We start from the raw sequence: 26,226 nt of genomic DNA, 5'->3' as shown, positions 1-26,226 counted from the left end.
TCCATGGATGGATTATTCAACGTCCCAGGGGATACGGAAAGTACTGATCAGCACGAGGTTTTCTTTGCTGGCGCGCACTCTCCGCTGGCCGCACGTATGCGCCCGCGCAATCTTGATGAGGTGGTGGGGCAGGATCATCTGCTAGGGCCCGGAAAGCCTTTACGACGACTCGTCGAAGGCTCCGGCGAGGCGTCCGTAATCCTGTACGGCCCGCCGGGTACGGGAAAGACCACCATCGCGTCTTTGGTGAGCTCCGCAACTGGGTATAACTTCGTGGGTCTCTCGGCCCTTAACTCAGGTGTTAAAGAAGTCCGAGCTGTGATTAATAAGGCAAGGACCGATCTTATTCACGGCACTCGCACGGTCCTGTTCATTGATGAGGTCCACCGCTTTTCTAAGACCCAGCAAGATGCGCTGTTGGCGGCAGTAGAGAATCGAACTGTCCTCCTGGTTGCGGCAACAACTGAGAATCCTAGTTTCTCAGTCGTTGCACCCCTTTTGTCCCGCTCTTTATTGTTGCAGTTGCGTGCTTTGGACGATGCCTCAATTAAGAAAGTTCTAGAGCGAGCCATAGAGTCTGAACGCGGTCTGGGCGGAAAAATTAGTGTCACAGATGAGGCGCTTGACCAGTTAGTTGTTCTAGCCGGTGGGGATGCCCGACGAGCGTTGACATATTTGGAAGCCACCAGTGAGGCCGTCAGGAGCGGCGGCGAGCTGAACCTAGAAATAGTTAAGGCCAACATTGATAGGGCAGTGGTTCGCTATGATCGTGACGGTGACCAGCATTATGACGTCACTAGTGCTTTCATTAAGTCAATTCGCGGCTCTGACGTTGACGCAGCCCTCCATTATTTGGCCCGCATGGTGGATGCGGGAGAAGATCCTCGTTTCATTGCGCGCCGGCTTATTGTGCATGCGGCAGAGGATATTGGAATGGCTGATCCGCAGGCGTTGCGAGTCGCCGTTGCGGCTGCTGAGGCAGCTCAGTTGATTGGAATGCCAGAAGCTCGCATCCCACTCGCTGAGGCGACTATTTATCTAGCTACCGCGCCTAAGTCCAATGCTGTGATCAATGCTATTGACTCCGCGTTGGCGGACGTGCGAGCCGGAAAGCTCGGGCCGGTGCCACCACATTTGCGCGATGGTCACTATGAGGGTGCGAAGAAGATGGGCAACGCGGTGGGGTACAAGTATCCGCACGACGATCCCCGTGGTGTGGTGCAGCAGCAGTACATTCCAGATAACCTCAGGGATGCTGTTTATTATGAGCCCACACAGCACGGAGGGGAGAAACGGATTAGTGAGTTTCTCGGACGCCTAAGGCGCATGATTCGTGGGGCATAGAGTTTCGCTCAGACGGTGATGCTTGGCCGCAGCAATCGTTGTCCAGGAGCAGGAGATCTGTCTAAGCAGGCGCTTCAACCTGGGAAGTGCAGAACACTTTGTCCTCATCGCCGCAAGGGGTACTGGTGCCAGTAAACGGTTACGCGTTGGGTGCGTATTCATACGCCGTAGTGGATGAAGCCGATAACCTTGGTGCACTCATCGTCACTGTCACTAAGCCATAACCTTGATAACTTGATTTCGGTTAAGGCCTGTGGCCTATCTGCGGGAAGCTTCAGTCTTCAGCTGGAAGAGGGTAGAGTATATGCGCGGTGGCGGTGGGCGTAGCTTAATTTCGAGGGCATCTACCTCCAGTTACTGAGTCGGTTTTAGCCCACGCCTACTTACCCCTTATTATTCCCATAGCAACTATTTCTACAGAGCCATTAAGGACCCCCTAGCCGTGCAGACACATGAGATCCGCGAACGCTTTACAAACCACTTTGTAAAGGCAGGTCACGAGGCAGTGCCAAGTGCCTCCCTCATTCTTGATGATCCAAACCTGCTTTTTGTCAACGCCGGCATGGTTCCATTTAAGCCTTACTTTTTGGGTCAGCAGACACCACCTTTTGCCAACGGTACCGCTACCTCAATCCAGAAGTGCGTCCGAACGCTCGACATTGAAGAGGTGGGCATCACTACCCGCCACAACACCTTCTTCCAGATGGCAGGTAACTTCTCCTTTGGTCAGTACTTCAAGGAAGGTGCCATCAAGAATGCTTGGGCGCTGCTGACCAATTCCGTGGAAGACGGCGGTTACGGACTCGATCCAGAGCGCCTGTGGGTAACCGTCTACTTGGATGATGACGAGGCAGCAGACATCTGGGAAAACGTGGTGGGTGTTCCAGCCGAGCGCATTCAGCGTCTTGGCATGGCTGATAACTACTGGTCCATGGGTGTTCCTGGTCCGTGCGGCCCTTGCTCTGAGATCTACTACGACCGCGGCCCAAAGCACGGCAAGGAGGGTGGCCCAATCGAGGATGACACCCGTTACCTTGAGATCTGGAACCTCGTGTTCATGGAGAAGGAGCGCGGGGCAGGTATTGGCAAGGACAACTTCGAGATCGTGGGTGACTTGCCAAAGAAGAACATTGATACCGGTATGGGTGTTGAGCGCGTCGCCTGCATCCTTCAGAACGTTGACAATGTGTACGAGACTGACTTGCTACGTCCAGTTATTGACGCAGCGCAGAAGCTCACTTCAGCTAAATACGGTGCCAAGCACGAAGACGACATCCGCTTCCGTGTAATCGCGGACCACTCCCGTACCGCCATGATGCTGATTCTGGATGGCGTTACCCCTGGCAATGAGGGCCGTGGATACATTCTGCGTCGATTGTTGCGCCGTATCATCCGTTCCGCCCGCCTTCTGGGGGCTACCGGTGCCACGATGGAAACATTCATGAATACCATCATGGACACCATGACCCCGTCCTACCCAGAAATCGCTGAAAACCGTGAGCGCATCCTGCGTGTTGCTGTGACCGAGGAAAACACTTTCCTACGCACTCTGGAATCTGGTACTGCTCTCTTTGAGGAAGCTGCGTCCGAGATCAAATCCTCAGGTAAAAAGGTGGTTGACGGTTCCAAGGCATTCGCTTTGCACGATACTTACGGCTTCCCAATTGATCTCACGCTGGAGATGGCCGCGGAGGCAGGCCTCGAGGTTGATACTGAGGGGTTTGACAAGCTGATGGCGGAGCAACGCGCACGCGCCAAGGCTGACTCCCAGGCTAAGAAGCACGGTCACGCGGACCTGTCCATCTACCGCGAGTTCGTGGATGAACACCCGACAGAGTTTACCGGCTACACAGAGCTTGAGACTGAGGCTAAGGTTCTGGGCCTGCTTGGTGACGGAGAGCTGCTGAACGAGGCAACCACCGGTTCCGAGGTAGAAGTCATCTTGGACGTTTCCCCGCTCTACGCTGAGTCCGGTGGCCAGATCGGTGACCGTGGCCTTATCACCATGGGTGATACCGTCCTGCGCATCAATGACGTACAGAAGATTGGTAAGAAGCTGTGGGTTCACAAGGCAACGGTTGAGTCTGGTGGACTTGCTGTGGGAGACAATGTTCTGGCGTCTGTGGACAGTAAGTGGCGCCACGCTGCCCGCCAGGCGCACACCGCAACTCACTTGATCCACGCTGCGTTGCGCGATGTTCTGGGGCCAACTGCGGTGCAGGCTGGCTCCATGAACAAGCCGGGTTATCTGCGTTTTGACTTCAACTGGACTGATCAGCTTACTGCTGAGCAGCTGCAGCGAATTGAGTCCATCACTAATGAGGCCGTGGATACTGACTGGCGCGTTAACACCATTGAGACTTCCCTTGAAGAAGCTAAGGCCATGGGAGCTATGGCCTTGTTTGGTGAGAACTACGGCGACATGGTCCGTGTGGTTGAAATTGGTGGCCCATTCTCCATGGAGCTGTGCGGTGGCACTCACGTGGCTCACTCTTCCCAGATTGGTCCAGTAACTATCTTGGGTGAGGCTTCCGTAGGCTCTGGTGTTCGTCGTATCGAGGCGTACACGGGTCTCGATTCCTTCCGCTACCTGTCGAAGGAGCGTGCGCTGGTAGAAGGCCTAGCTACGGCACTCAAGGCTCCTTCTGAACAAGTTCCTGATCGCGTCGCTCAGCTTACGCAGAAGCTCAAGGAAGCAGAAAAGCAAATCGCTGCGTTGCACAAGCAGCAGCTTGCGGCGCAGACTGCGGACTTTGTCAGCAAGGCAAAGGATGTGAACGGTTTCCAAGTAGTTGCACTCACGTTGCCAGCGGGCGTTTCTGGCGGGGACCTGCGAACCATGGCTATGGATATTCGAGGACGAATGGGAGACCAGGAAGCGGTGATTGTTCTGGGATCCCAGAATGACGATAAGTTCCCATTCATCGCTGCGGCAACCAAGGCTGCAGTAGCTCGTGGAGTCAAAGCTGGCGACATCGTCAAGACTTTTGGTCAGTACGTTGGTGGCCGTGGTGGCGGTAAGCCGGACATGGCGCAGGGTTCTGGCTCTGATGCGACGGGTGCCGACCGCGGTTTCAACGCAGTCGAAGACCTCCTTCGTGCACTCTAATGGCTAAGCCAACCCCCGATACCCCGGGAGTAAATGACCCGGGGCGAGGTCGCCGCCTAGGCGTAGATGTGGGCACCGTGCGCGTGGGCCTATCAATTTCAGATAGTGACGCGCGTATGGCCATGCCACTGGAAACGGTTGCTCGAGAAACCGGTTTGAAGGATTCAGATAAGGCCGATATTGATCGTCTTGGTGAGCTTATTGAGGAGTACAACGTAGTTGAGGTCGTCGTTGGCCTTCCTCGTGATCTCCAAGCTAATGGGTCGAAGAGCGTCAAACACGCGAAGGATTTTGGGTTCCGTATTGGTAGAAGAATGGCGAAGCTTGGCCGGGAAGTGCCGGTAAAGTACGCTGATGAACGCTTGACCACCGTCGTGGCAACGCAGGCATTAAGGGCGTCTGGTGTTAGCGAAAAAGACGGCCGTAAGGTTATTGATCAGATAGCAGCGGTGGAAATTCTTCAGTCGTGGCTTGATGGTAGAAACAACTACCTCGAGGCCTTGAATGGTGAATAAACAGTAAGTCAAAGGGGCAATGAGCCCCTTTTTCTCATTTTTTGCGGCGTTTCGTAGGTCGATTTCACTGTTAGAAGCTCAGCCTCGGGTACGCTTAAACGGACTCTATTTAGTTCGAGTGGCCGCCTGCCCCCAGCCTTTCCGGGGCGTGCTGGTCCGAAAGGTTTACACACTGATGCGGATGGAATCCAAGTATGTAAAGCGACGCCAACGAGGGCTCGCTGTCCTAATAGCTGCCCTTGTTTTGATTGTTGGTGCCGTAATCTACATTGGCATATCTCTGGCAAACCGCACCCCGTCTGATTACGAAGGAAGCGGCAACGGAGTGATCCAGTTGGTTGAGATTCCAGAGGGTTCCTCCCTGTCTGAGCTTGGTCCTGAACTCGCAGAGCGGGGAATCGTGGGCTCCAATAACGCTTTCCAGAGCGCAGCGTTTTCCAACCCTAACGCGGGCAGCGTTAAGCCTGGTTTCTACCGCCTGCAGGAGGAAATGAGCGCACAGTCTGCTGTTGAAGCTCTTCTTAACCCAGCAAATCAGGTAGACATGCTCGATATCCAGGGTGGCTCCACCCTCATGGACGTGGTGGTAGTCGGCGGCGACACCCGCCTTGGCATCTACTCCCAGATCAGCAATGTTACGTGTGGAGACGGCTCAGTAAACTGCGTTAGCGCAGAGGAACTGCAGCGAGTTGGTGGAACCGCTGATCCAGCAAGCCTTGGTGTTCCGGCGTGGGCTGTGGAAGCAATTAAGGCCCGCGGAAACGATCCTAAGCGTCTAGAGGGCATGATTATCCCAGGCCAGTACGTAGTGGATCCAGGAGCTGGTGCAGAAGAGATCCTTCGTGATCTGATTACCCGTTCTGCTGAAAAGTTTGCTTCCACTGACATTGAGAACCGTTCGCAGGCAGTAGGGCTTTCCCCGTATGAGCTGGTTACCGCTGCGTCCCTTGTTGAGCGCGAAGCACCGTACGATGACTTCGACAAGGTGGCACGTGTGATCCTCAATCGTCTTGATCAGCCTATGCGCTTAGAGTTTGACTCCACCGTGAACTACGGTCTTAAGGACGTTGAGGTAGCTACTAGGGATGAGGACCGCGAACGTGTGACCCCGTGGAACACCTACGCAAAGGACGGCTTGCCGGATACCCCAATTTCTGCTGCATCGATGCGTGCTATTGAGGCGCTGGAAAACCCTGCGGAAGGAGAATGGCTCTTCTTCGTCACCGTTGATAAGGACGGTCGTACGGTATTCACCAACACCTTCGAAGAGCATCAGAACGCTACTCAGGAATCCATCAACAACGGAGTTCTGGACTCCAACCGCTAAAGATGTCAGACACAAGCACCCCAACCATGACCGGTTGGGGTGTCGTCAGTTTAGGAAGAAGAATTGTTATGAGCTCCGTTACGCACCGTGCTGCAGTCCTAGGCAGTCCCATCGAGCACTCACTCTCACCAATCCTCCACAACGCTGGATACGAAGCAGCAGGATTAAAGGGATGGCAATATGTGGCTATCGAGTGTGATGCTGAGTTGCTCCCTAAGGTTGTGGGCGAGGCTGATGAGTCTTACGCTGGTTTTTCCGTCACTATGCCAGCCAAGTTTGCAGCTCTTGAGTTTGCGGATTCTGTAAGCGAGAGGGCGAGCCTCATCGGAGCCGCGAACACCCTCGTTCGCACCGAATCGGGATGGACAGCTGATAACACTGACTGTGAAGGTGTACTTGGCGCCCTAGCGGAGCTGTTTCCTCATGGGCTTCCGGAAGGATTCAGTGCCGTTGTCATTGGCGGTGGAGGAACTGCTCGCCCAGCACTATGGGCGTTGGGTGAGCTCCAATCTGGGGACATTACTGTGTTTAATCGTTCAGACAAATACGAGGAATTAGTTGGTCTGGCTTCGAGAAACGGCGCAGCCTTTGTCATGCACAATTATGATGATCACGAAGTCATCGAATCCGTATGTCAGCGCGCGGACGTGATCATTTCCACTGTTCCATCCGCCGTGATCGCGGGATTTGAAAAATGCTTCGCTCACGCCCCCGTCTTCGATGTGATCTATGACCCGTGGCCAACGCCGCTTACCCTGATCGCTCGAGAGAATGGTTTTTCGAGCGTAGGTGGCCACGTCATGCTGGCGTGTCAAGCGTATAGTCAATTCGAGCAGTTCACCGGTATTCCAGCGCCACGCACCGCTATGCGAGAAGCTCTGGAATCCTCGCTCTAAGGTGGGGTATACACAGACCTGGCTAATAACGAGTGACGAAGGTCTGATTGGATAGTTAAACTGGCTGTAGTCCAAGGTAGCTTTCGCTCACAAAGTTACTTGGGCGACGTTTACTGTAACGGGGCGCAATCTCTAAGGCACAGAAGATGATTGCATACTTTCTCATGCTCGTTATCGTGGCAACTTACCTCGTTCTGAGCTATTACGACTACACCCAGTTTCGCCTTCCCAACAGTTTGATCTTCCTAGCCACAATGGCGACAGGGGCGCTCTTAGCGGCAATGGGAAATCCAATCCATTTCTTTGCACTCATACTATGGCCGGTCCTATACCTCGTGATGTGGCACGTAGGGGTGAAGATAGGTGGTGGTGACGTGAAATTAGCGCTCAGTACTGGCGCGCTAGCCTCAACGGCTGGGATATTTGGCGTACTGGGGGCTATTGCTTTAGCGAATGTGCTGAGTGTGTGCGCCATTGTAAGTGGCCGCGAAACAGTCGCGCACGGCCCGCATATGATGATTGCCGCGGTAGCCATCCTCGCTACCTCACTGATGTAGCCCCTTAATTGTTGTCACACTCCTGAATTTTTGGATTTAGCGAAGATTATTTTTCATGGGGGTACGCCATTTCTCGGTTAAATAGGAGAATTTTGTGAAGTTCATGGAATAATTGCGATCATGCTTCGTTGGACTACCGCAGGGGAGTCGCACGGCCAGGCACTTGTTGCCATGATTGAGCACATGCCGGCTGGCGTTCCCGTAACTCGTGAAGAAATTTCCTCCCAGCTTGCTCGCCGCCGCCTTGGTTACGGCCGTGGCGCTCGAATGAAGTTTGAGGCTGATGAGGTCACCTTACTCGGCGGAGTTCGCCACGGATTGACCTTGGGCAGCCCGATCGCAATCATGGTTGGTAACACCGAGTGGCCAAAATGGACCACTATCATGTCCGCGGACCCAGTGGACATGGAGGATGAGGAAACAGCTGCCGCCATGAATTCTGGTCGCGGTGCCAAGCTCACTCGTCCGCGCCCAGGCCATGCTGACTTCTCAGGCATGGTCAAGTATGACTTTGATGAGGCTCGCCCAGTTCTCGAGCGTTCATCAGCCCGTGAGACTGCGGCGCGCGTCGCAGCAGGCACAGTGGCGCGTAGCTTCTTGCGTGAGACTCTCGGCGTTGAGGTGCTGTCTCACGTGATCTCCATCGGGCGTTCTGAGGTTTTCGAGTCTGAGGACCCAACGTTCGCTGACGTTGGTGCTATCGATGAGTCACCAGTTCGCGCGTTCAACAAGGATGCTGAGGCATCCATGATTGCTGAGATTGAGTCCGCCAAGAAGCAGGGTGACACCCTTGGTGGCATCGTTGAGGTGCTCGTGCACGGCCTGCCAATCGGCTTAGGATCGCACGTATCTGGTGATGACCGCTTGGACTCCCAGTTGGCTGCTGCTGTGATGGGTATTCAAGCTATCAAGGGAGTCGAAATTGGTGACGGTTTCGAGGAGGCCCGTCGACGCGGTTCCGAGGCCCATGATGAGATTGTTCGGAAAGGCGACAGGATCACCCGCCTAAGCAACCGTGCTGGCGGTGTAGAGGGCGGCATGACCAACGGAGAAACCCTCCGCGTTCGCGCAGCTATGAAACCAATCTCCACGGTCCCGCGTGCGCTCAAGACTGTTGACATGGCCACAGGTAAGGCCGCTACGGGCATTCACCAACGCTCAGATGTGTGTGCAGTTCCAGCTGCCGCTGTGGTGGCAGAATCTATGGTTGCCCTGGTGCTGGCGCGAGCTGTGCTGGCAAAGTTCGGTGGGGATAACCTCGCTGAGACAAAGCGCAATGTAGCTTCATATTTTGAGTACGTTGAGTCTAAGCTCGACTTCGATAACGAGTAACTCATACCCTGAAAGGTTGCTTGGAATGATTGCGGAGGAAAGGTTCGCAACTGCAGCTAGTACCCCTGAGGCTGCAGAGCTTACTGAAAACGCTGTAGTGGCTGAGGACCCAGCAGAGGCTATGGTGGCACCCAAACGCCGGCGTAAGCCGGTCGTGGTCTTGGTTGGCCCGCCAGGAGCGGGAAAGTCAACCATCGGACGTCGTCTATCGAGTGCGCTGCACACGGAATTGGTCGATTCAGACGCGCTGATCGAGGAATCGGAGGGCAAGAGCTGCGGCGAAGTCTTCTCTACCCTCGGTGAGCCAGCTTTTCGAGAATTAGAAGCAGAGCAGGTGGCAAAGGCTCTCGAATCTCGGGGAGTAGTAAGTCTGGGTGGAGGAGCGGTCCTCACCGATTCCACCCGCGAGAAGCTTAAGAACCACACCGTTGTGTGGGTGGACGTTTCGCCCGAGGAGGGGGCAAAACGTACTGCGGCCGAAGCAACACGACCAGTATTAGCCGCAGCAGACCCAGTGGAGCATTACCGCCAGCTGGTGGAGAAGCGTAAGCCTCTGTACAAGGAGGTATCCAAATTCCGTGCGCGAACCGATAACAAGAGCCCTCAGAAGGTTGTTGCAGACATTCTAGGGTTCTTAGAAACCGGCGTTTAACCACACATCGTCTTTCCGTAAAGGAGCAAGCTGTGACCACAATCAACGTTAATGGAGCATCCCCATACGATGTTGTCATTGACAAGAACCTAGGGCAGAAGGTGGCATCTTTCGCCTCTGCGCTGTCAGCCCGCAAAGCCTTGATTGTAACCCAGCCAACGGTGGAGCATTACGCCCGTAATTTGGCGCAGCTGCTTTCCAGCGAGTCGCTGGAAGCCCATATCCACGTAGTACCCGATGCAGAGCATGGCAAGACCCTCGACGTGTGTGGTGCAGCTTGGGACAAGCTAGGAGAGCTTAAGTTCTCGCGTTCCGATATCGTCATCGGGCTCGGTGGTGGCGCGGCCACGGACTTGGCGGGGTTCATCGCAGCGTCGTGGATGCGAGGTGTTAAGGTCATCCAAATACCAACGACTTTGCTGGCAATGGTTGACGCTGCGGTAGGAGGAAAGACCGGAATTAATACCGCAGCCGGCAAGAACCTAGTGGGTGCATTCCACGAGCCAGCCGGGGTGTTTATTGATTTGGACTTCCTTGAGACACTGCCCAAGGAAGAGATCATTGCGGGATCTGCTGAGATCATCAAGACCGGTTTTATCCAAGATCCTAAGATTCTTGAACTTTATGAGGCAGATCCCGCGGCGTGTTTGGAGCCTTCGGGGCACCTGCCGGAGCTGATTGCTCGTTCCGTAACGGTGAAAGCAGCAGTGGTTGGAGTTGATCTCAAGGAATCCGGATTGCGTGAGATCCTCAATTACGGACACACTTTTGGGCATGCCATTGAGCTCCGTGAAAACTACACGTGGCGCCACGGCCATGCAGTAGCGGTGGGCATGATGTTCATTGCCGCTCTTTCCCATGCCCGCGGTTTGATTGATGAGGATCTTCTCAAGCGTCACCGTGAGATCATTTCCTCCGTTGGGTTGCCTATCGATTACGAGGGTGGGCATTTTGAAGAGCTGTATTCTGCTATGACGGTGGACAAGAAGAATAAGGGTGGCCACATTCGTTTTGTTGCTATCAACTCTGTGGGCGACCCAACTCGTATTGAGGACGCCAATGACGCCGAGATCCGCGCGGCCTATGAGGCTATTAGCGCTTAAGGAAACACCCCATGCATATTCTTGTTCTCAACGGCCCCAACCTTAATCGGCTGGGTAAGCGCCAGCCGGAAGTATACGGTTCAACTACGCTTGCCGACGTCGAATCCATGATCAAAAACAAGGCTGAAGCCTTGTCTGTCACCGTGGACTGCAAGCAGTCCAATCATGAAGGTGAACTCATTGAATGGGTGCATGAAGCTGCGGATAATGGGTGGCCCGTGATTATTAATCCAGGTGGTTTCACGCATACCTCCGTTGCCCTGCGTGATGCCTTGGCCGAAGTATCGGACGGTGCAGGTTTTGTGGAGGTTCATATTTCCAATGTGCACGCGCGTGAAGAGTTCCGCCACCACAGCTATCTTTCCCCCATCGCGCGCGGTGTCATAGCAGGACTAGGAATCAAGGGTTACCTACTGGCCTTGGAGTACTTCGCATCCTAGGTTTCATATGTATCCTTGTTCCTTGGAATACCCACAGGAATAACTAAGGAGTACAAGCTATGGCTTTGTCTGATACCCGATTTGAGACGCGTCGAAGGGCGCTCGCGTCAAAGCTGGCCGCACAGCGGGTAGACACCATGCTGATTACCCACCTGACCCATGTGCGGTACTTTTCCGGTTTTTCTGGATCCAACGCTGCATTGACCATCTCTAAGGATTTGTCAGCCACCATTTCCACTGATGGCCGATACACCACTCAGATCGCCTCAGAGGTTCCGGACATTGAGTGCGTTGAAGCTCGGTCGTGTGCACCTGAGCTGCTGCGCCGAATTGAGAGACCAGCGCGCGTTGGTTTCGAGGCCGATTACGTTTCCGTAGCCGAGTTAAAGAAGCTGCAGGAGGCCTTGAATGAGGACGTGCAGCTGGTACCGGTTTCCGGTGTCATTGAAGAGCTCCGCTTGATCAAGGATGACTTTGAAAAGGATCGCTTGCGTGAGGTCGCAACGCTTGCAAACAATGCCTTAGCTGACTTGATCGCGGCGGGAGAACTAGCTGTAGGCCGCACTGAGAGCGAGGTTGCTGCCGATCTTGAATACCGGATGCGCAAGGCTGGCTCTGAGCGCGTGTCCTTCGACACGATTGTTGCTTCTGGTCCTAATTCTGCGAAGCCACACCACGGTGCGAGCAACCGTGTCATTGAACATGGTGACTTAGTCACCATTGATTTCGGTGCTCACCTTGCCGGTTACAACTCTGACACCACTCGTACCTTCGTAATGGGTGAAGCAACCGATTTTGCGGCAGAGATTTACAACATCGTTCTTAAGGCGCAGCTAGCTGGTGTCGAAGCAGCTGTGCCAGGTGCCAAGCTCGCCGATGTTGACGCGGCATGCCGAGACATCATCACCAAAGCCGGCTACGGAGACTACTTCGTCCACTCCACGGGGCATGGATTAGGGTTGGACGTGCACGAGGCACCGGGCGCTGCCAAGACGGGCGTTGGTGAGCTCGTTGAAGGCATGACGCTAACGATCGAGCCAGGCATTTATGTTCCAGAAAAGGGTGGCGTACGCATTGAAGATTCTCTCATCATCACTGCAGGTGCACCGGAGAACATGACGGCACTGAGCAAGGATCTCACCATCATTGGCTAGCATGGCGAAAATGCGTCATGGCGGGTGTGTTTGCTAGAATCAACACGCTTATTTTTGGTAACCATTTATTCGATACCCACAAGGGAGATTTACCCGTGGCATCTACCACTGATTTCAAGAACGGTCTCGTTCTCAAGATCGATAACAAGCTGCAGCAGATTATCGAGTTCCAGCACGTCAAGCCTGGCAAGGGCCCAGCTTTCGTACGTACCAAGCTGAAGGACGTTGTCTCCGGCAAGGTTACCGACAAGACCTTCAACGCTGGCGTCAAGGTTGAGACTGCAACCGTTGACCGCCGCGACATGACTTACCTTTACCACGACGGCACCTCCTACGTTGTCATGGATGAGAAGACCTACGAGCAGATTGAGCTTGAGGAGCACCTCTTTGGCGACGCCGCACGCTTCCTGCTAGAGAACACCACCGTTCAGGTTTCTTTCCATGACGGTGAGCCACTGTTCGCTGAGCTGCCAATCTCCATGGATCTCAAGGTCCAGCACACTGATCCTGGCCTGCAGGGTGACCGCTCCACCGGTGGAACCAAGCCAGCAACCCTTGAGACTGGCGCCGAGATCCAGGTTCCACTCTTCATTGAGACCGGCAACGTTCTTAAGGTAGACACCCGCGATGGCTCCTACCTCTCTCGCGTAAACAGCTAACGTGAACGCAAGCAGGAAATCTAGCGGAGTCGATTACAAGCGTCACGGCTCCCGGTACAAGGCGCGCCGTCGTGCTGTAGACGTAATTTTTGAAGCAGAACAGCGTGACGTTGACCCTGTAGCAGTAGTTGCAGATCGTATTGAGTTGTCCCGCGTGGATGATAACGCGGTAGCTCCGGTAAACGCATACACCACTGTCATCGTTGAGGGTGTGGCGGCTGAACTCGATCGCATTGACCAGACCATCAGCGTTCATCTTGATCCGACCTGGCCTCTCGAACGCATTGCTAACGTGGACCGCGCGATTCTCCGCGTGGCTGTGTGGGAGATGCTCTTCAATGAGGACGTGCCGCTCAAGACTGCACTCGTTGATGCCGTGGAGATTGCATCGGAGTACTCCACTGATGATTCACCTAAGTACATCAATGCGGTTCTTGACGCCATCTTGAACAACATTGATGCCCTGCGTGAATCCGCGCCGGAAATCGATGCAGAGTCCGATGGCCTGATCTCACCTGAGAATCTTGAACAAGACGATTCCGGTTTGGATGAGCTTCTGTCGGCAGAGGACATCGAGTTTGAGGAAGTGGACGAGGAAGAGTAACTTATCGTCCTGATCGGCCCAGCACCATGGTGTTGGGCCTTTTTCACTACTATGGGCACACATGAGTAGTTTTGATATAACGGACGCCTTAGCGTTGAAGGCTGGCTCAAGTTTCCAACTCTCCGAGGTAGATCCAACCGAAACGCCGGGTTTTACTGGGGGAAAGAAGGATTTAGACCAAGCCTTCGCTGAGATCGACGATGAGCTTGAAGAGCTGCAGGAAAAACTCTACGCAAATTTCCGTGCAGGCAATGAGGTGGGCTCCGTTTTACTGATTCTCCAAGGAATGGATACCTCCGGCAAGGGTGGCGTCATTCGCCACGTTGTTGGTGCATTAGACCCACAGGGTGTTCATCTTGCTGCGTTTGGTGCACCAACTGAGGAGGAACTTCGGCATGATTTTCTCTGGCGTATCAAGAAGCAACTGCCTAGCAACGGTTTCATTGGTGTCTTTGATCGCTCCCACTACGAAGATGTGTTAATCGCTCGAGTTGAAGAACTGGCACCACTGGAAGAAATTGAAACGCGCTACCAGCAGATCCGCGAGTTTGAAAAGGATCTCGTCGACTCTGGGGCCCACATCATTAAGGTGATGCTGCACATCTCTAAGGATTTTCAGTACGATAACCTCACCGAACGCCTTGAACGCGAGGACAAGTTCTGGAAATACGATCCGTCCGATCTAGATGCTCGAAGGAAATGGGACGAGTATCAGCAGGCTTACCAGATTGCTATCGCTGAAACTTCAACAGATGAGGCGCCGTGGTATGTCATTCCAGGAGACAACAAGAAATACGCTCGCATGGTGGTGAAGCACCTATTGCTGGAGACTCTCCGTGCCATGAACCTTGCATGGCCTAAAGCGGACTTTGATGTTGAGGAACAAAAGAAAGAGCTAGAGAAGCTTAAGTAGTTTCGAGGCAAACTTCGGCAGCAACATTGCCGAAGGCCAGGCTGCACTCCTGGGGCGATATTCCCAATACTTGAGCCACCAAGCTGCGCGATGATGCATGTGTGCGGGCAACATTGGTGTGGGAATCCATGAGGCTTTCTGCAATTGACTGGATGCTGAGAGGCCACAGGTTTTCGGCGACAATACCGGAATACGGGCTAAATCTGTAGCTAAAAAGTTGGTATATGCTTCGCATCGGAAAGCAGCTCGCAGATTATTCTGCGAGCTGCTGAGGTACTTGGGAGAAGCTTTTTTATTGAGCTAGTTCCTTTTGTACCACGTCAATCCGGTCTAGTGTAGCTAGAACATTATCGATAGCCCGGGCAGTTGTTTCTGCTAGTTGCGTATCAGTCATGCCTGCAACGATGGAGGATTCGACTTCGGCGCGGGTGGCTAAGTTTGGGCCCTTGTCCATGATTACTGCCGTGGCGTACATAGTGCCCCCATTTACTTCGTTACACGCCATGTAGTAAGTGGGGTCCGCATCGAGTGACGGGGAGGTGGTTGGCCTTTCACCTCGAACGATCAGCACAGAGTGAAGGACCGCGAACATGCACTGAGTTCCGTTGAGGTTTGCCGCGGCTACGCCAGATTCTGCGTTGAGAATGTCGAGTTCAACGTTAAACTGCTTCATTACCTGAGCGAGTCGCTCGATAGTGACAAGGTTAGGGCCAAGTGTGCTGTTAGTCATTATTTGGGTCCTCCCAGTTCTTCAGTTCTGGCCATGAAACCTCGTAGTGGTTCCAGATGGATACGTAGGCGTCAATGGTTGAGACGATGAAGGCACCTAGCTGGTTGGTGCTCAACCCGTCGCGGCAGCGAAGAGTGCGACGGGCGGCGAATTCCAGTTGTCCGCTGGCATTCTCGTAGAAGTGTGCACCTGGCAGGATTTGATTGAGGTTCCACTCGTTGGTCATAGCAAGAGCTCGTGCAGCAAACTCGGTGCTGGCATGGCCGCGCCACAGGGAGGTGGAGATTAAGTAGTCATCCTCAACGGTGAAGATGATTGATTGGTTGATAAAGCCCGTGCGAGCAATTTCGCGGTGTTCGGCGTTGCCTGTGGGGGAGTGCTCAGCTGGGACTTCGATTGTTTCCACCACATGCTCCAGACCTTCATCGTGCAAGATTGCTGCAATGCGGTCTACGGTAACTGGGCCGTAATCGGTTTGTCTTTGCTGAAAATTTTCGTCAACCGGTGGTTGAGTCATTGGTATCGTTCCTTGGATAGTGCGAACTACTCTCCATGGAACGATACCAAAATCAGCGATCCTAGCCTTTTTCGAACAGCAATTCCGTGCCCACCTCATGGGCTAGAGCTTGCGAAATGTGGGGGTACCGGAAAGTGTGTCCACGTTCCATGATCTTCCTCGGCAGGACCATTTGATCGGCGAGGGCAAGCTCTTCGGCTCCTTGCTTACCCAGCAAGATTTGTGGCCCAGTGGCCGGTATGGGCAACACTGCGGGACGACGCAAGACCTTAGCCAGGGTGTCCGTCATCTCAGCATTGGTCACTGGGTTCGGTGCTGTTGCGTTTACCGGCCCTTCCAGGGCCGGGTCAAACAGCGAGCGGATGTAAATATCTGTGAGATCATCAATAGCTATCCAAGATAAGTTAGCTCTGCCTCCGTCTAGTTTGCCTCCTAAACCGGTAGAAAAAAGTGCCCTGAACAGCGGCAGTACGCCACCGCGGCCGGAGAACACCACGCCTGTGCGTACATTGACCACTCGTTTGCCTGCCTCGGACGCAGGCAGCGTGGCGCATTCCCAATCGTTAACAATTTTGGCGAGAACGCCTTCGCCCTTGTGAGACTGTTCAGTCAATTCCTCATCACCCCGGTTGTGGCCGTAGAAACCGATTGCGCTCGCACCCACCATGACATCGCAGCTCTCGCTGTGTGCTACCAGCCTCGCAAGCTTCTCGGTAGGGGGAATGCGAGAATCGTACAAGGCCTTTTTGTGGGCCTCGTTGAAGCGCCCAAAGATTGGCTCGCCAGCTAAGTGAACGAGTGCGTCTACGCCATCCAGCAGCGTTGGGGAAGGATCCGCTGGATCCCACACCCGCTGGTGTGCTTTTAATGAGCGGCCCGGTTGAGGGCGAACGAGTGAAATGACTTGGTGCCCGAGCGTCTGGAGCTGCGCAACCAGCGCTTTGCCTACGGTGCCTCGGGAGCCGGTGACGGCGACCGTAAGCGGCGTCGCGTCGTCGTCGATAAGCGGAACGGAACCTGCACACTGGTGGTTTAATCGCTTGGCAAAGCCCAAATCCTGAATGAGCTGCTGCTGGCGGTATGCGAACGTGGGCGCAATCAAGGCACTAGGTATGCGGGTCATGACCTGATCGGTGATGGAAGTGCCCTCAGTGTGGTCATCAAACGTGTGGATGTGGCGCCACGGAGTGAGTGCGCGGATGGGAGATTTCACGCAAACGTCGGTGAACTTCCGGCCATCTTCGTAACCAGAAAGGTCATGGCGTGCTACCCAACGAAGGCCTGCAGGCAGGTCAAAGATAGTGGTTCCGTCCGCAAGACTGGAGGCTGCGACGCGTGGAGTCATGGGGAAAAACGGCGGGCTCAAGCGTGTGATAGCCCCAGGTCGTGTGTGCCACTTCCATACGATGGGGCGCGGCGCTGGGATGAGATGTGTGGATTTCAGGCCCATGAGGCGAACGTCCTTTGTGCTATAGCGACTTCATGGAAAACACCCACGGTAGCACCGAAGAGAATCCCGCGACTGTCCAAATGGGGGAAAGTGGCAATTTTCCCTTCCCGCACGGGGGTTGCGGTGCTAAGCTTCTGCCCAGCGAAACGTGCGGGAGCAAAATCGTACGGAGCCCGCGCGTTTCAGTGCAACAATTACATACACGTGAGTTTTCCTTTAACGGACCGCACAGAGAGGCGGGGAAGGAGGTCACGATGAGCGAGACTTATAACGAGACAACCACTGAGCTGCTCAGTTCAGAGGATGTTTCGCGTACTGTCGCACGCATCGCGCACCAGATTATTGAAAAGACCGCGCTTGATTCTGATCAATCAGGCACCGTGGTTTTATTAGGCATTCCATCAGGTGGCGTCCCACTCGCTGCCCGGCTGGCAGCCAAGATTGAAGAATTTACCTCCGTTAAGGTCCCTACAGGAAGCCTTGATATCACCCTGTACCGGGATGACCTTCGGAATAAACCGCACCGCGCACTGCACCCCACCCGCATCCCAGCAGGCGGAATAGATGGCGCCACCGTCATCTTGGTAGATGACGTGCTGTACTCAGGCCGTACTATCCGCGCTGGCCTTGATGCGCTGCGCGACGTTGGCCGGCCAGAACAGGTTCAGTTAGCAGTTCTGGTAGATCGAGGACACCGTCAGCTCCCAATCCGCGCTGACTATGTGGGCAAGAACATCCCAACGTCCCGCGGTGAGGATGTTGAGGTGCTCAGTGGAGATATTGATGGCCGCGATGCCGTCATTCTGACCCGAAAGGGAGAGTAGGCAATTATGAAGCACCTACTATCAATCGCAGACCTAAGTCGTGACGAGATCGTTGGCTTGATGGACGAAGCGGATCGTTTTCGTGAGGCGCTGGAAGGTAGGGAGCTTAAAAAGCTGCCTACTCTGCGGGGCCGAACAATCTTCACTTTGTTCTATGAGAACTCCACCCGTACTCGCTCTTCTTTCGAGACCGCGGGTAAATGGATGAGCGCTGACGTCATTAATATTTCAGCGTCATCATCGTCCGTAAAAAAGGGTGAGTCGCTCAAGGATACGGGTCTTACGCTCGCAGCCATTGGCGCTGATGCAATCATCATGCGCCATCCATCCTCCGGTGCTGCTCAGCAACTCGCTGAGTGGGTGGCGCCAAACGGCAACGGTCCTTCCGTTATTAACGCCGGTGACGGCTCCCATCAGCACCCAACTCAGGCTTTGCTCGACGCTGTGACCATGCGTCAGCGAATCGGAGATGTCAAAGATAAAAAGGTGGTGATCGTAGGCGATTGCCTGCACTCCCGTGTGGTTCGCTCCAACGTGGATTTACTCTCCACCCTTGGTGCCGAGGTAGTACTGATAGCTCCACCAACCTTGCTACCAACCGGTGTTGAAAATTGGCCGGTTCGCTACGGCTACGACATGGATGCAGAGATCGCGGACGCGGATGTAGTGATGATGTTGCGAGTCCAGCAAGAACGCATGCATGGAGGCTTCTTCCCGTCCCACCGCGAGTACGCCACCCTGTACGGGATGAGCAAAGACCGAGAGAAGATGCTCAAGGATTCCGCAATCATCATGCACCCAGGTCCAATGCTTCGAGGCATGGAAATCAATTACGCCGTAGCTGATGCGCCTCGCACCGCAGTCCTGCAGCAAGTAAATAACGGCGTGCACACCCGCATGGCAGTCCTGTTCACCCTCATTGCAGGTAGCGATACCAGGGGCTTCTAGGCCGGAAGAGATTGAGAGATAAAAGCATATGACTAGTACTTCAATTCCAGCTGACTACCCAGCAACCGGTGAGCTCGGTAAAGCAGAACCTGGAACCCTGCTGATAACGAACGTTCGTCCTTACGGCGAAGGTGAGGAGATTTCGGTCCTTGTAGAAGATGGGGTGATTAAGGAAGTCGGAACCTCTGTTACTACAGCCGACCGGATCGTTGACGGCAACGGTGGCGTGCTGCTTCCGGGATTCGTGGACATGCACGTTCACCTGCGTGAGCCTGGCCGTGAGGACACTGAAACTATCCTCACTGGTTCTCGCGCCGCTGCCCGCGGTGGCTTTACCGCCGTTTTTACAATGGCGAACACCATGCCAGTCATGGACCAACCAGTGATTGCAGAGTCCGTCTGGTTCAAGGGGCAAAACATCGGCTTGTGCGACGTCCACCCGGTAGGCTCCATCACCAAGGGCCTGGAGGGCAAGGAGCTCACCGAGTTCGGCATGATGGCGCGTTCTGAGGCCAAGGTCCGAATGTTCTCCGATGACGGCAAATGTGTGGACAACCCATTGCTTATGCGGCGTGCGATCGAATATGCAAAGGGTCTGGATGTGCTGTTGGCGCAGCACTGCGAGGACCCGCGCCTAACCGAAGGGGCCGTGGCACACGAAGGAGAGATGGCCGCGAAACTTGGCTTACGAGGCTGGCCGCGTGTTGCCGAGGAATCCATTGTGGCACGCGACGCTATCTTGGCACGTGACTACGGTAACCGCGTGCACATCTGTCACGCATCCACTGAGGGGACTGTCGAGCTACTGCGCTGGGCCAAGTCTCACGACATTCCGATGACGGCCGAAGTCACCCCACACCACCTGTTGCTCACTGATGAACGCCTGGAAACCTACGACGGCGTGAACCGCGTGAACCCACCTTTGCGTGAACAGAAGGACACGATCGCTCTTCGCGACGCACTGTTGGATGGCACGATTGACTGTGTGGCAACTGATCACGCGCCCCACGGATCGGAAGATAAGTGCTGCGAGTTCGAGGTAGCAAAGCCTGGCATGCTCGGGCTCGAGACGTCCATGTCCATCATTGCCAAGATCTTCGTTGCTTCCGGTCTTGCGGACTGGCGCTTCGTGGCAAAGGTTATGAGTGAGAGGCCAGCGCAAATCCTGCGCCTTCCTGGTCACGGACGGCCAATCGAGGCAGGCGAGCCCGCTAACCTCACCATCGTAAGCGAGGGCAGTGAGTGGACAGTGCGCGGTGAGGAGCTTGCATCCAAGAGTGATAACACTCCATACGAGGGGATGAGCTTCGACGCCAAAGTAACCGCAACCATCCTGCGAGGACGTATAACGTGCGAAAACGGCGAGGCAGCTCCCGCTCGTACGGAAGCTTAGGCATCGTCGCAGCCACTGTATATAATTGTAAAAACAAATAATATGCAGTCTTGGCGAAAGACCAGACAAAAAATTCAACACAGTAGAACGTGAAACTGCAGGCTAAACCTGCGAACAAAAATGAAAGGCGACGTGACGTGACGTCCACTCAACGATCAGAAGCGGTATTGGTACTTGCTGATGGCAAGATTTTCCGCGGTACGTCCTTCGGGGCGACCGGTAGCACCCTTGGTGAGGCCGTGTTTACTACTGCGATGACGGGATACCAAGAGACCTTGACGGATCCTTCCTACCACCGCCAAATTGTTGTTTGCACCGCACCGCAGATTGGTAACACCGGCTGGAACGACGAGGATGGCGAATCCCACGGTGACAAGATCTGGGTCGCGGGCCTAGTGATCCGTGATCTTTCCAACCGTGTTTCTAACTGGCGTGCTGAGCGCTCCTTGGAAGATGAAATGGTGGCCCAGGGGATCGTCGGCATCGCTAACGTGGACTCCCGTGCCATTGTGCGACACCTACGCAATTTCGGCTCTGTTGCAGCCGGAATTTTCTCAGGTGAGGATGCGGGCAAATCAGACGAGGAACTTGTAGAAATCGTCAAAGCACAGCCTTCAATGAAGGGTGCTGACCTCGCGCAGGAAGTCTCGACTGGCGAGACGTACGAGGTTCCAGCGGAGGGCGATGAGAAATACACCGTCGTAGCCTTTGACATGGGTATTAAGACCAACACCCCTCGCAACTTTGCGCGCCGTGGGATTAAGACGGTGGTGGTTCCAGCAAACACTCCGTTCAGCGAGCTTAAGAAGCACAACCCAGACGGCGTGTTTATTTCCAACGGCCCTGGCGACCCAGCTACGGCGGACACCATGGTGGACATTGTCAAGGATGTGCTGGAGGCCAAAATTCCTCTCTTCGGTATCTGCTTCGGTAACCAGATTCTGGGCCGAGCACTTGGTCTTGAAACCTTCAAGATGAAGTTTGGCCACCGAGGCATCAACGTGCCAGTGCTTAATCACTTGACGGGCAAAATCGATATCACTGCCCAGAACCACGGCTTCGCGCTCAAGGGCGAGGCACTCAAAGAGTTTGATACTCCTTACGGTAGCGCTCATGTAACCCATACCTGTCTGAACGATGACACGGTAGAAGGTGTGGCACTGACCAACGGGCTGGCATTCTCCGTCCAGTACCACCCTGAGGCAGCTGCAGGCCCACACGACGCCAACCCATTATTTGACCAGTTCATTGAGCTGATCGAGTCAGAAGCTAGCAAGAAGTAGAAGTAGCCAGGAAAGCAAGGAAAGTATTTAATATGCCAAAGCGCGAAGATCTTAAGCACGTCCTGGTTATCGGTTCCGGCCCGATTGTTATTGGCCAGGCCTGCGAGTTCGACTACTCCGGTACACAAGCATGCCGAGTTCTCAAAGAGGAAGGCCTGCGTGTCACCCTCATCAACTCCAATCCAGCGACCATCATGACGGACCCAGAGTTCGCTGATCACACCTACGTCGAGCCAATCCAGCCTGAATATATTGAGAAGATCTTTGAAAAAGAGATCGAACAAGGACACCCCATTGATGCGGTGTTGGCAACCCTTGGTGGGCAGACTGCACTGAACGCAGCTATCGCACTGGATCGTCGGGGTTCCCTAGAAAAATATGGTGTAGAGCTTATCGGCGCTGACATTGACGCCATTGAGCGTGGCGAGGACCGTCAGAAGTTCAAGGACATCGTTGCAAAAATTGGCGGTGAATCTGCACGTTCCCGTGTCTGCCACAACATGGAAGAAGTTCATGAGACCGTTGGAGAACTCGGCCTGCCGGTTGTTGTACGCCCTTCCTTTACCATGGGTGGCCTTGGCTCCGGTCTCGCCTTTAACGAAGATGATTTGGAGCGCATCGCCGGCGGCGGCCTCGCAGCATCGCCTGAGGCAAATGTACTGATTGAGGAATCCATCCTTGGTTGGAAGGAATACGAGCTCGAGCTCATGCGCGACGGAGCGGACAACGTAGTGGTCATCTGTTCCATTGAGAACGTGGATGCCCTTGGTGTTCACACTGGTGACTCCGTGACCGTAGCGCCAGCAATGACGCTGACTGACCGCGAATACCAGAAGATGCGTAACCAGGGCATCGCCATTATTCGCGAGGTGGGTGTTGACACTGGTGGCTGTAACATCCAGTTCGCGTTGAACCCTGCTGACGGCCGTCTCATCACTATCGAGATGAACCCACGCGTGTCTCGTTCTTCCGCGCTAGCCTCCAAGGCAACAGGTTTCCCCATTGCGAAGATCGCTGCGAAGCTGGCAATCGGCTACACCTTGGACGAGATCACCAATGACATCACTGGTGTCACCCCAGCAGCATTCGAGCCTACCCTGGACTACGTCGTAGTAAAGGCTCCTCGCTTTGCGTTTGAAAAGTTCACCGGTGCTGACGATACCCTCACCACCACCATGAAGTCCGTGGGTGAGGCGATGAGTCTCGGCCGCAACTACATTGCGGCACTAGGCAAGGTAATGCGCTCCCTTGAGAACAAGCAGGCAGGATTCTGGACCACTTCTGACGAGTACTTTGCGGGTGAGCGAGCAACTGACGTCGCCGCTGTACTCGAGGATCTCAAACGCCCAACCGAGGGCCGCATGTACGATGTTGAACTCGCACTCCGCCTTGGTGCAACCGTTGAGGAAGTGCACGAGGCCTCCGGTATCGACCCTTGGTTCCTGGAAGAACTGGCAACCCTAGTTCAGTTCCGCACAGAACTCGAAGAGGCACCAACCCTTGATGAGAAGCTACTACGTAAGGCAAAGTGGTTCGGTCTTTCTGACAAGCAGATCGCAGCTTTGCGTCCGGAGATTACGGGCGAAGATGGCGTGCGCCGCCTGCGTTGGTCCCTTGGCATCCGCCCAGTATTCAAGACTGTGGATACCTGTGCAGCTGAGTTCGAAGCAACAACTCCGTACCACTACTCCTCCTACGAGCTCGATCCAGCCGCGGAATCCGAGGTGAGTGAGCAAAAAGAGAATGATAAGATCATTATCTTAGGCTCCGGCCCAAACCGCATTGGCCAGGGCATCGAATTCGACTACAGCTGCGTACACGCAGCACTGGAATTGTCCCGAGTGGGTTATGAAACTGTCATGGTCAACTGCAACCCAGAGACCGTTTCCACAGATTACGACACCGCGGACCGCCTGTACTTTGAACCGTTGACGTTCGAGGACGTCATGGAGATCTACCACGCCGAGTGTCAGTCCGGAACGGTGGCTGGCGTTATTGTCCAGCTTGGTGGCCAGACCCCGCTGGGGCTAGCGGAGAAGCTACGCGACGCAGGCGTGCCTGTCATCGGCACTACTCCAGAGGCGATTAACCTAGCTGAGGATCGTGGTGAGTTTGGCGAGGTTCTACGGCAGGCAGGGCTCCCAGCTCCTGCTTTTGGCACTGCGACCTCCTTCAAAGAGGCAAAGGAAGTTGCAGAGGGGATTGGTTACCCCGTGCTCGTTCGTCCTTCCTACGTGCTCGGCGGACGCGGCATGGAAATTGTGTACGATGAGAGCTCCCTAGAGGACTACATCAACCGTGCAACTGAGATCACCTCCGATCACCCTGTGCTCGTGGACCGTTTCCTTGACTCTGCCATCGAGATCGACGTTGATGCGCTCTGCGATGGTGAGAACGTGTACCTCGCAGGCGTAATGGAGCACATCGAGGAAGCTGGCATTCACTCCGGTGACTCATCCTGTGCTCTGCCACCGATGACCCTCGGCCCAGAGGATATTGAGAAGGTTCGCAAATCCACGGAGGCTCTTGCTCACGGTATTGGTGTAAAGGGCCTGATGAACGTCCAGTACGCGCTCAAGGATGACATCCTGTACGTCATTGAGGCTAATCCTCGCGCATCCCGTACCGTGCCTTTCGTTTCCAAGGCGACCGGTGTGCATCTTGCCAAGGCAGCTTCGCGCATCATGACTGGATCCACCATCCCTGAACTCCAAGCTGAGGGCATGATCCCAACCGATTACGACGGTGGATCCCTGCCACTGGATGCACCAATCGCGGTGAAGGAAGCTGTGTTGCCGTTTAACCGCTTCCGACGCCCGGATGGCACGATGCTGGACACTTTGCTCTCCCCAGAAATGAAGTCCACCGGTGAGGTCATGGGCTTGGCAGACAACTTCGGGGCTGCTTACGCAAAGGCCGAAGAAGGTGCTTTCGGTGCTCTTCCAAAGGAAGGCAATGTTTTCGTATCCGTCGCCAACCGCGACAAGCGAACCTTGATCTTCCCCATCCAGCGCTTGGCCACTATGGGCTTCAAGATTCACGCGACCGCTGGTACGGCAGCTATGCTGCGCCGCAATGGTGTCGAGTGCGAAACCGTGGCTAAGCACTCCGAGGAAGTAGAGGGCAAGAAGGGTGATCGCCGCACAATCGTTGACTTGATCAACGCTGGAGAAATTGATCTGATCCTCAACACTCCAGCCGGCTCATCCGGTGCACGTAACGATGGTTACGCTATTCGCGCGGCTGCCGTTAACGCAGGTATCTCAACCGTAACAACCGTTCAGGGTGTCACTGCGGCGGTGCAGGGTATCGAGGCTCTGCGTAAAGATAACCTAACGGTTCGTGCTCTCCAAGAGCTGGAGCACGCGCCAAGCAGGAAGTAACTCACCACCATGAACGCCGCTGGAGATCAGTCAGTCTCCAGCGGCGTTTGTGCAAAAGCGAGTGAGAACCAGCACCGAAAAATAGGACACCGGAGCAAAACTAAAAAGGAAGAAAAATGGAGTTCACCACGCCTACTTTCGGCGACAAATTGGTAGAGGCGGGTAGGGCACACGGCCGTCTGTGTGCTGGCATCGACCCACACGCGGCACTGCTGAAGAAGTGGGGGTTAAACATTGATCTGAATGGTCTGAAGAAATTTACAGAGACCTGTGTAGAGGCGTTCGCAGGCAATGTGGCGCTAGTTAAGCCTCAGGTGGCTTTTTATGAGGCCTTTGGCTCTCGAGGGTTCGCGATATTGGAAGATGCCCTCGTGGCTCTCAACGCTGCCGGCACATTGGTCGTGGCCGACGCTAAGCGCGGAGATATTGGATCCACCATGGCTGGTTACGCGCAAGCGTGGTTGGATAGCCAATCGCCGTTGGCAACAGATTCAGTGACTGTGTCCCCATACCTAGGGTATGGATCTCTCGAGCCTGCGCTGAGTGCTGCAAACAACCGGGGAAAGGGAATCTTTGTTCTAGCTGCTACATCCAACCCAGAGGCGCTGGAGCTTCAACAGCACCGTAATGCCAATGGTGCAACCATTTCCCAACAAATTGTCGATTTTGCGTCTTCAACGAACAAGATCTATAAGGACGCAGGCCACTATGGGAACGTGGGTGTTGTGGTGGGAGCGACTTTGGAAAACCCGCCAGTTCTCAGTGAACTCAACGGTCCAATTTTGCTGCCGGGAGTAGGTGCACAAGGGGCTACGCCTGCTGACGTGGCGCGGATTACCCAAGGTGTGGAAGAACTAGCTTTTGCCAACATTTCACGAGCAATCTTGGGGCAGGGGCCAACCGTGTCTGAGCTCCGATCTGCCGCTCTAGCTGCCGCGGAAGAATTCGGGTAAAAATCGAGGTCAGGCAGTGTTTTTGTGGTTAAAGTAGAAATTTAGCAGCCGCCTCGCCTGACCTGCGTTTTTACTCAGAAAAACACCCATTACCTAGACTTTTGCAACTTGGTGTTATTATTGGTCGGAATCAATAGTTC

The 26,226-nt window shown here is 54.5% G+C and carries 24 protein-coding genes; 21 read left to right on the top strand and 3 right to left on the bottom strand.

Going from position 1 to position 26,226, the window contains the following annotated elements; all coding sequences use genetic code 11:
- Positions 1-3 precede the first annotated feature (3 nt).
- The 15 genes from ACXM2N_RS06635 (at position 4) to ACXM2N_RS06565 (ending at position 14,605) form a co-directional block, all read left to right on the top strand.
- Positions 4-1,344 (top strand): replication-associated recombination protein A, encoded by a 1,341-nt coding sequence (locus ACXM2N_RS06635; RefSeq protein ID WP_458487106.1) that lies wholly within the window; start codon positions 4-6, stop codon positions 1,342-1,344.
- A gap of 86 nt (positions 1,345-1,430) precedes the next feature.
- Positions 1,431-1,568 (top strand): hypothetical protein, encoded by a 138-nt coding sequence (locus ACXM2N_RS06630; protein WP_458487104.1) that lies wholly within the window; start codon positions 1,431-1,433, stop codon positions 1,566-1,568.
- 218 nt (positions 1,569-1,786) lie between these two features.
- Positions 1,787-4,453, top strand: coding sequence for an alanine--tRNA ligase (gene alaS, locus ACXM2N_RS06625; RefSeq protein ID WP_458487102.1), 2,667 nt, complete (start codon positions 1,787-1,789; stop codon positions 4,451-4,453).
- Positions 4,453-4,968 carry a Holliday junction resolvase RuvX gene (ruvX, locus tag ACXM2N_RS06620; protein ID WP_458487100.1) on the top strand — a complete coding sequence of 172 codons (516 nt, stop codon included), beginning with the start codon at positions 4,453-4,455 and terminating at the stop codon, positions 4,966-4,968. The genes alaS and ruvX overlap by 1 nt, the downstream gene beginning before the upstream one ends.
- A gap of 175 nt (positions 4,969-5,143) precedes the next feature.
- The gene (mltG, locus tag ACXM2N_RS06615) at positions 5,144-6,295 is read left to right on the top strand and encodes an endolytic transglycosylase MltG (protein ID WP_458491054.1); all 1,152 of its coding nucleotides are present in this window, start codon (positions 5,144-5,146) and stop codon (positions 6,293-6,295) included.
- Between the two features lie 68 nt (positions 6,296-6,363).
- Positions 6,364-7,191 carry a shikimate dehydrogenase gene (locus ACXM2N_RS06610; RefSeq protein ID WP_458487098.1) on the top strand — a complete coding sequence of 276 codons (828 nt, stop codon included), beginning with the start codon at positions 6,364-6,366 and terminating at the stop codon, positions 7,189-7,191.
- 146 nt (positions 7,192-7,337) lie between these two features.
- Positions 7,338-7,748 (top strand): prepilin peptidase, encoded by a 411-nt coding sequence (locus tag ACXM2N_RS06605; RefSeq protein ID WP_458487096.1) that lies wholly within the window; start codon positions 7,338-7,340, stop codon positions 7,746-7,748.
- 120 nt (positions 7,749-7,868) lie between these two features.
- A complete protein-coding gene (gene aroC / locus ACXM2N_RS06600) occupies positions 7,869-9,080 on the top strand; it encodes a chorismate synthase (protein ID WP_458487094.1) in 1,212 nt (403 codons plus the stop codon).
- Positions 9,081-9,201: 121 nt separating this feature from the next.
- The gene (locus ACXM2N_RS06595; RefSeq protein WP_458491052.1) at positions 9,202-9,732 is read left to right on the top strand and encodes a shikimate kinase; all 531 of its coding nucleotides are present in this window, start codon (positions 9,202-9,204) and stop codon (positions 9,730-9,732) included.
- 32 nt (positions 9,733-9,764) lie between these two features.
- On the top strand, positions 9,765-10,835 hold the full coding sequence (gene aroB, locus ACXM2N_RS06590; protein ID WP_458487092.1) for a 3-dehydroquinate synthase: 1,071 nt from the start codon (positions 9,765-9,767) through the stop codon (positions 10,833-10,835).
- Positions 10,836-10,846: 11 nt separating this feature from the next.
- Complete coding sequence (aroQ, locus tag ACXM2N_RS06585) at positions 10,847-11,275, top strand: type II 3-dehydroquinate dehydratase (protein ID WP_458487090.1); 429 nt, start codon at positions 10,847-10,849, stop codon at positions 11,273-11,275.
- A gap of 59 nt (positions 11,276-11,334) precedes the next feature.
- Complete coding sequence (locus tag ACXM2N_RS06580; RefSeq protein WP_458487088.1) at positions 11,335-12,429, top strand: M24 family metallopeptidase; 1,095 nt, start codon at positions 11,335-11,337, stop codon at positions 12,427-12,429.
- A gap of 95 nt (positions 12,430-12,524) precedes the next feature.
- Positions 12,525-13,088: an elongation factor P gene (gene efp / locus ACXM2N_RS06575; RefSeq protein ID WP_458487086.1), complete on the top strand. Its 564-nt coding sequence runs from the start codon at positions 12,525-12,527 to the stop codon at positions 13,086-13,088.
- 1 nt (position 13,089) lies between these two features.
- A complete protein-coding gene (nusB, locus tag ACXM2N_RS06570; protein ID WP_458487084.1) occupies positions 13,090-13,692 on the top strand; it encodes a transcription antitermination factor NusB in 603 nt (200 codons plus the stop codon).
- A 61-nt stretch (positions 13,693-13,753) separates the two neighbouring features.
- Positions 13,754-14,605, top strand: a complete 852-nt coding sequence (locus ACXM2N_RS06565; protein ID WP_458487082.1) for a PPK2 family polyphosphate kinase — start codon at positions 13,754-13,756, stop codon at positions 14,603-14,605.
- Positions 14,606-14,897: 292 nt separating this feature from the next.
- Here ACXM2N_RS06565 and ACXM2N_RS06560 read toward each other — a convergent pair whose 3' ends face one another.
- The 3 genes from ACXM2N_RS06560 to ACXM2N_RS06550 form a co-directional block, all read right to left on the bottom strand.
- Complete coding sequence (locus tag ACXM2N_RS06560; RefSeq protein WP_458487080.1) at positions 14,898-15,335, bottom strand: hypothetical protein; 438 nt, start codon at positions 15,333-15,335, stop codon at positions 14,898-14,900.
- Positions 15,328-15,852, bottom strand: coding sequence for a YbjN domain-containing protein (locus ACXM2N_RS06555; RefSeq protein WP_458487078.1), 525 nt, complete (start codon positions 15,850-15,852; stop codon positions 15,328-15,330). The genes ACXM2N_RS06560 and ACXM2N_RS06555 overlap by 8 nt, the downstream gene beginning before the upstream one ends.
- Positions 15,853-15,913: 61 nt before the next feature.
- Positions 15,914-17,302: a TIGR01777 family oxidoreductase gene (locus ACXM2N_RS06550; protein WP_458487076.1), complete on the bottom strand. Its 1,389-nt coding sequence runs from the start codon at positions 17,300-17,302 to the stop codon at positions 15,914-15,916.
- Positions 17,303-17,556: 254 nt separating this feature from the next.
- On the opposite strand from ACXM2N_RS06550, the gene pyrR reads away from it, so the two are divergent.
- The 6 genes from pyrR (at position 17,557) to pyrF (ending at position 26,086) form a co-directional block, all read left to right on the top strand.
- On the top strand, positions 17,557-18,126 hold the full coding sequence (gene pyrR, locus ACXM2N_RS06545; RefSeq protein WP_458487074.1) for a bifunctional pyr operon transcriptional regulator/uracil phosphoribosyltransferase PyrR: 570 nt from the start codon (positions 17,557-17,559) through the stop codon (positions 18,124-18,126).
- Between the two features lie 6 nt (positions 18,127-18,132).
- The gene (locus ACXM2N_RS06540; RefSeq protein ID WP_458487072.1) at positions 18,133-19,074 is read left to right on the top strand and encodes an aspartate carbamoyltransferase catalytic subunit; all 942 of its coding nucleotides are present in this window, start codon (positions 18,133-18,135) and stop codon (positions 19,072-19,074) included.
- Between the two features lie 28 nt (positions 19,075-19,102).
- Entirely contained in the window at positions 19,103-20,467 is a 1,365-nt protein-coding gene (locus tag ACXM2N_RS06535) for a dihydroorotase (RefSeq protein WP_458487070.1), read from the top strand.
- A gap of 137 nt (positions 20,468-20,604) precedes the next feature.
- The gene (gene carA / locus ACXM2N_RS06530) at positions 20,605-21,750 is read left to right on the top strand and encodes a glutamine-hydrolyzing carbamoyl-phosphate synthase small subunit (protein ID WP_458487068.1); all 1,146 of its coding nucleotides are present in this window, start codon (positions 20,605-20,607) and stop codon (positions 21,748-21,750) included.
- A gap of 32 nt (positions 21,751-21,782) precedes the next feature.
- A complete protein-coding gene (gene carB / locus ACXM2N_RS06525; protein WP_458487066.1) occupies positions 21,783-25,133 on the top strand; it encodes a carbamoyl-phosphate synthase large subunit in 3,351 nt (1,116 codons plus the stop codon).
- 116 nt (positions 25,134-25,249) lie between these two features.
- Positions 25,250-26,086: an orotidine-5'-phosphate decarboxylase gene (gene pyrF, locus ACXM2N_RS06520; RefSeq protein WP_458487064.1), complete on the top strand. Its 837-nt coding sequence runs from the start codon at positions 25,250-25,252 to the stop codon at positions 26,084-26,086.
- Positions 26,087-26,226: the final 140 nt, after the last annotated feature.

This window comes from Corynebacterium sp. ZY180755 (genome assembly GCF_054331495.1).
This window is presented reverse-complemented; position numbering and strand designations above follow the sequence as displayed.

Bases quoted from the DNA above. Each gene is read 5' to 3' on its own strand.
- ACXM2N_RS06635 (WP_458487106.1), top strand. From the start codon at position 4: ATGGATGGATTATTCAACGTCCCAGGGGATACGGAAAGTACTGATCAG.
- ruvX (WP_458487100.1), top strand. From the start codon at position 4,453: ATGGCTAAGCCAACCCCCGATACCCCGGGAGTAAATGACCCGGGGCGA.
- mltG (WP_458491054.1), top strand. From the start codon at position 5,144: ATGCGGATGGAATCCAAGTATGTAAAGCGACGCCAACGAGGGCTCGCT.
- ACXM2N_RS06610 (WP_458487098.1), top strand. From the start codon at position 6,364: ATGAGCTCCGTTACGCACCGTGCTGCAGTCCTAGGCAGTCCCATCGAG.
- ACXM2N_RS06605 (WP_458487096.1), top strand. From the start codon at position 7,338: ATGATTGCATACTTTCTCATGCTCGTTATCGTGGCAACTTACCTCGTT.
- aroC (WP_458487094.1), top strand. From the start codon at position 7,869: ATGCTTCGTTGGACTACCGCAGGGGAGTCGCACGGCCAGGCACTTGTT.
- ACXM2N_RS06595 (WP_458491052.1), top strand. From the start codon at position 9,202: ATGGTGGCACCCAAACGCCGGCGTAAGCCGGTCGTGGTCTTGGTTGGC.
- aroQ (WP_458487090.1), top strand. From the start codon at position 10,847: ATGCATATTCTTGTTCTCAACGGCCCCAACCTTAATCGGCTGGGTAAG.
- ACXM2N_RS06580 (WP_458487088.1), top strand. From the start codon at position 11,335: ATGGCTTTGTCTGATACCCGATTTGAGACGCGTCGAAGGGCGCTCGCG.
- ACXM2N_RS06565 (WP_458487082.1), top strand. From the start codon at position 13,754: ATGAGTAGTTTTGATATAACGGACGCCTTAGCGTTGAAGGCTGGCTCA.
- ACXM2N_RS06560 (WP_458487080.1), bottom strand. From the start codon at position 15,335: ATGACTAACAGCACACTTGGCCCTAACCTTGTCACTATCGAGCGACTC.
- ACXM2N_RS06555 (WP_458487078.1), bottom strand. From the start codon at position 15,852: ATGACTCAACCACCGGTTGACGAAAATTTTCAGCAAAGACAAACCGAT.
- ACXM2N_RS06550 (WP_458487076.1), bottom strand. From the start codon at position 17,302: ATGGGCCTGAAATCCACACATCTCATCCCAGCGCCGCGCCCCATCGTA.
- pyrR (WP_458487074.1), top strand. From the start codon at position 17,557: ATGAGCGAGACTTATAACGAGACAACCACTGAGCTGCTCAGTTCAGAG.
- ACXM2N_RS06540 (WP_458487072.1), top strand. From the start codon at position 18,133: ATGAAGCACCTACTATCAATCGCAGACCTAAGTCGTGACGAGATCGTT.
- ACXM2N_RS06535 (WP_458487070.1), top strand. From the start codon at position 19,103: ATGACTAGTACTTCAATTCCAGCTGACTACCCAGCAACCGGTGAGCTC.
- carB (WP_458487066.1), top strand. From the start codon at position 21,783: ATGCCAAAGCGCGAAGATCTTAAGCACGTCCTGGTTATCGGTTCCGGC.
- pyrF (WP_458487064.1), top strand. From the start codon at position 25,250: ATGGAGTTCACCACGCCTACTTTCGGCGACAAATTGGTAGAGGCGGGT.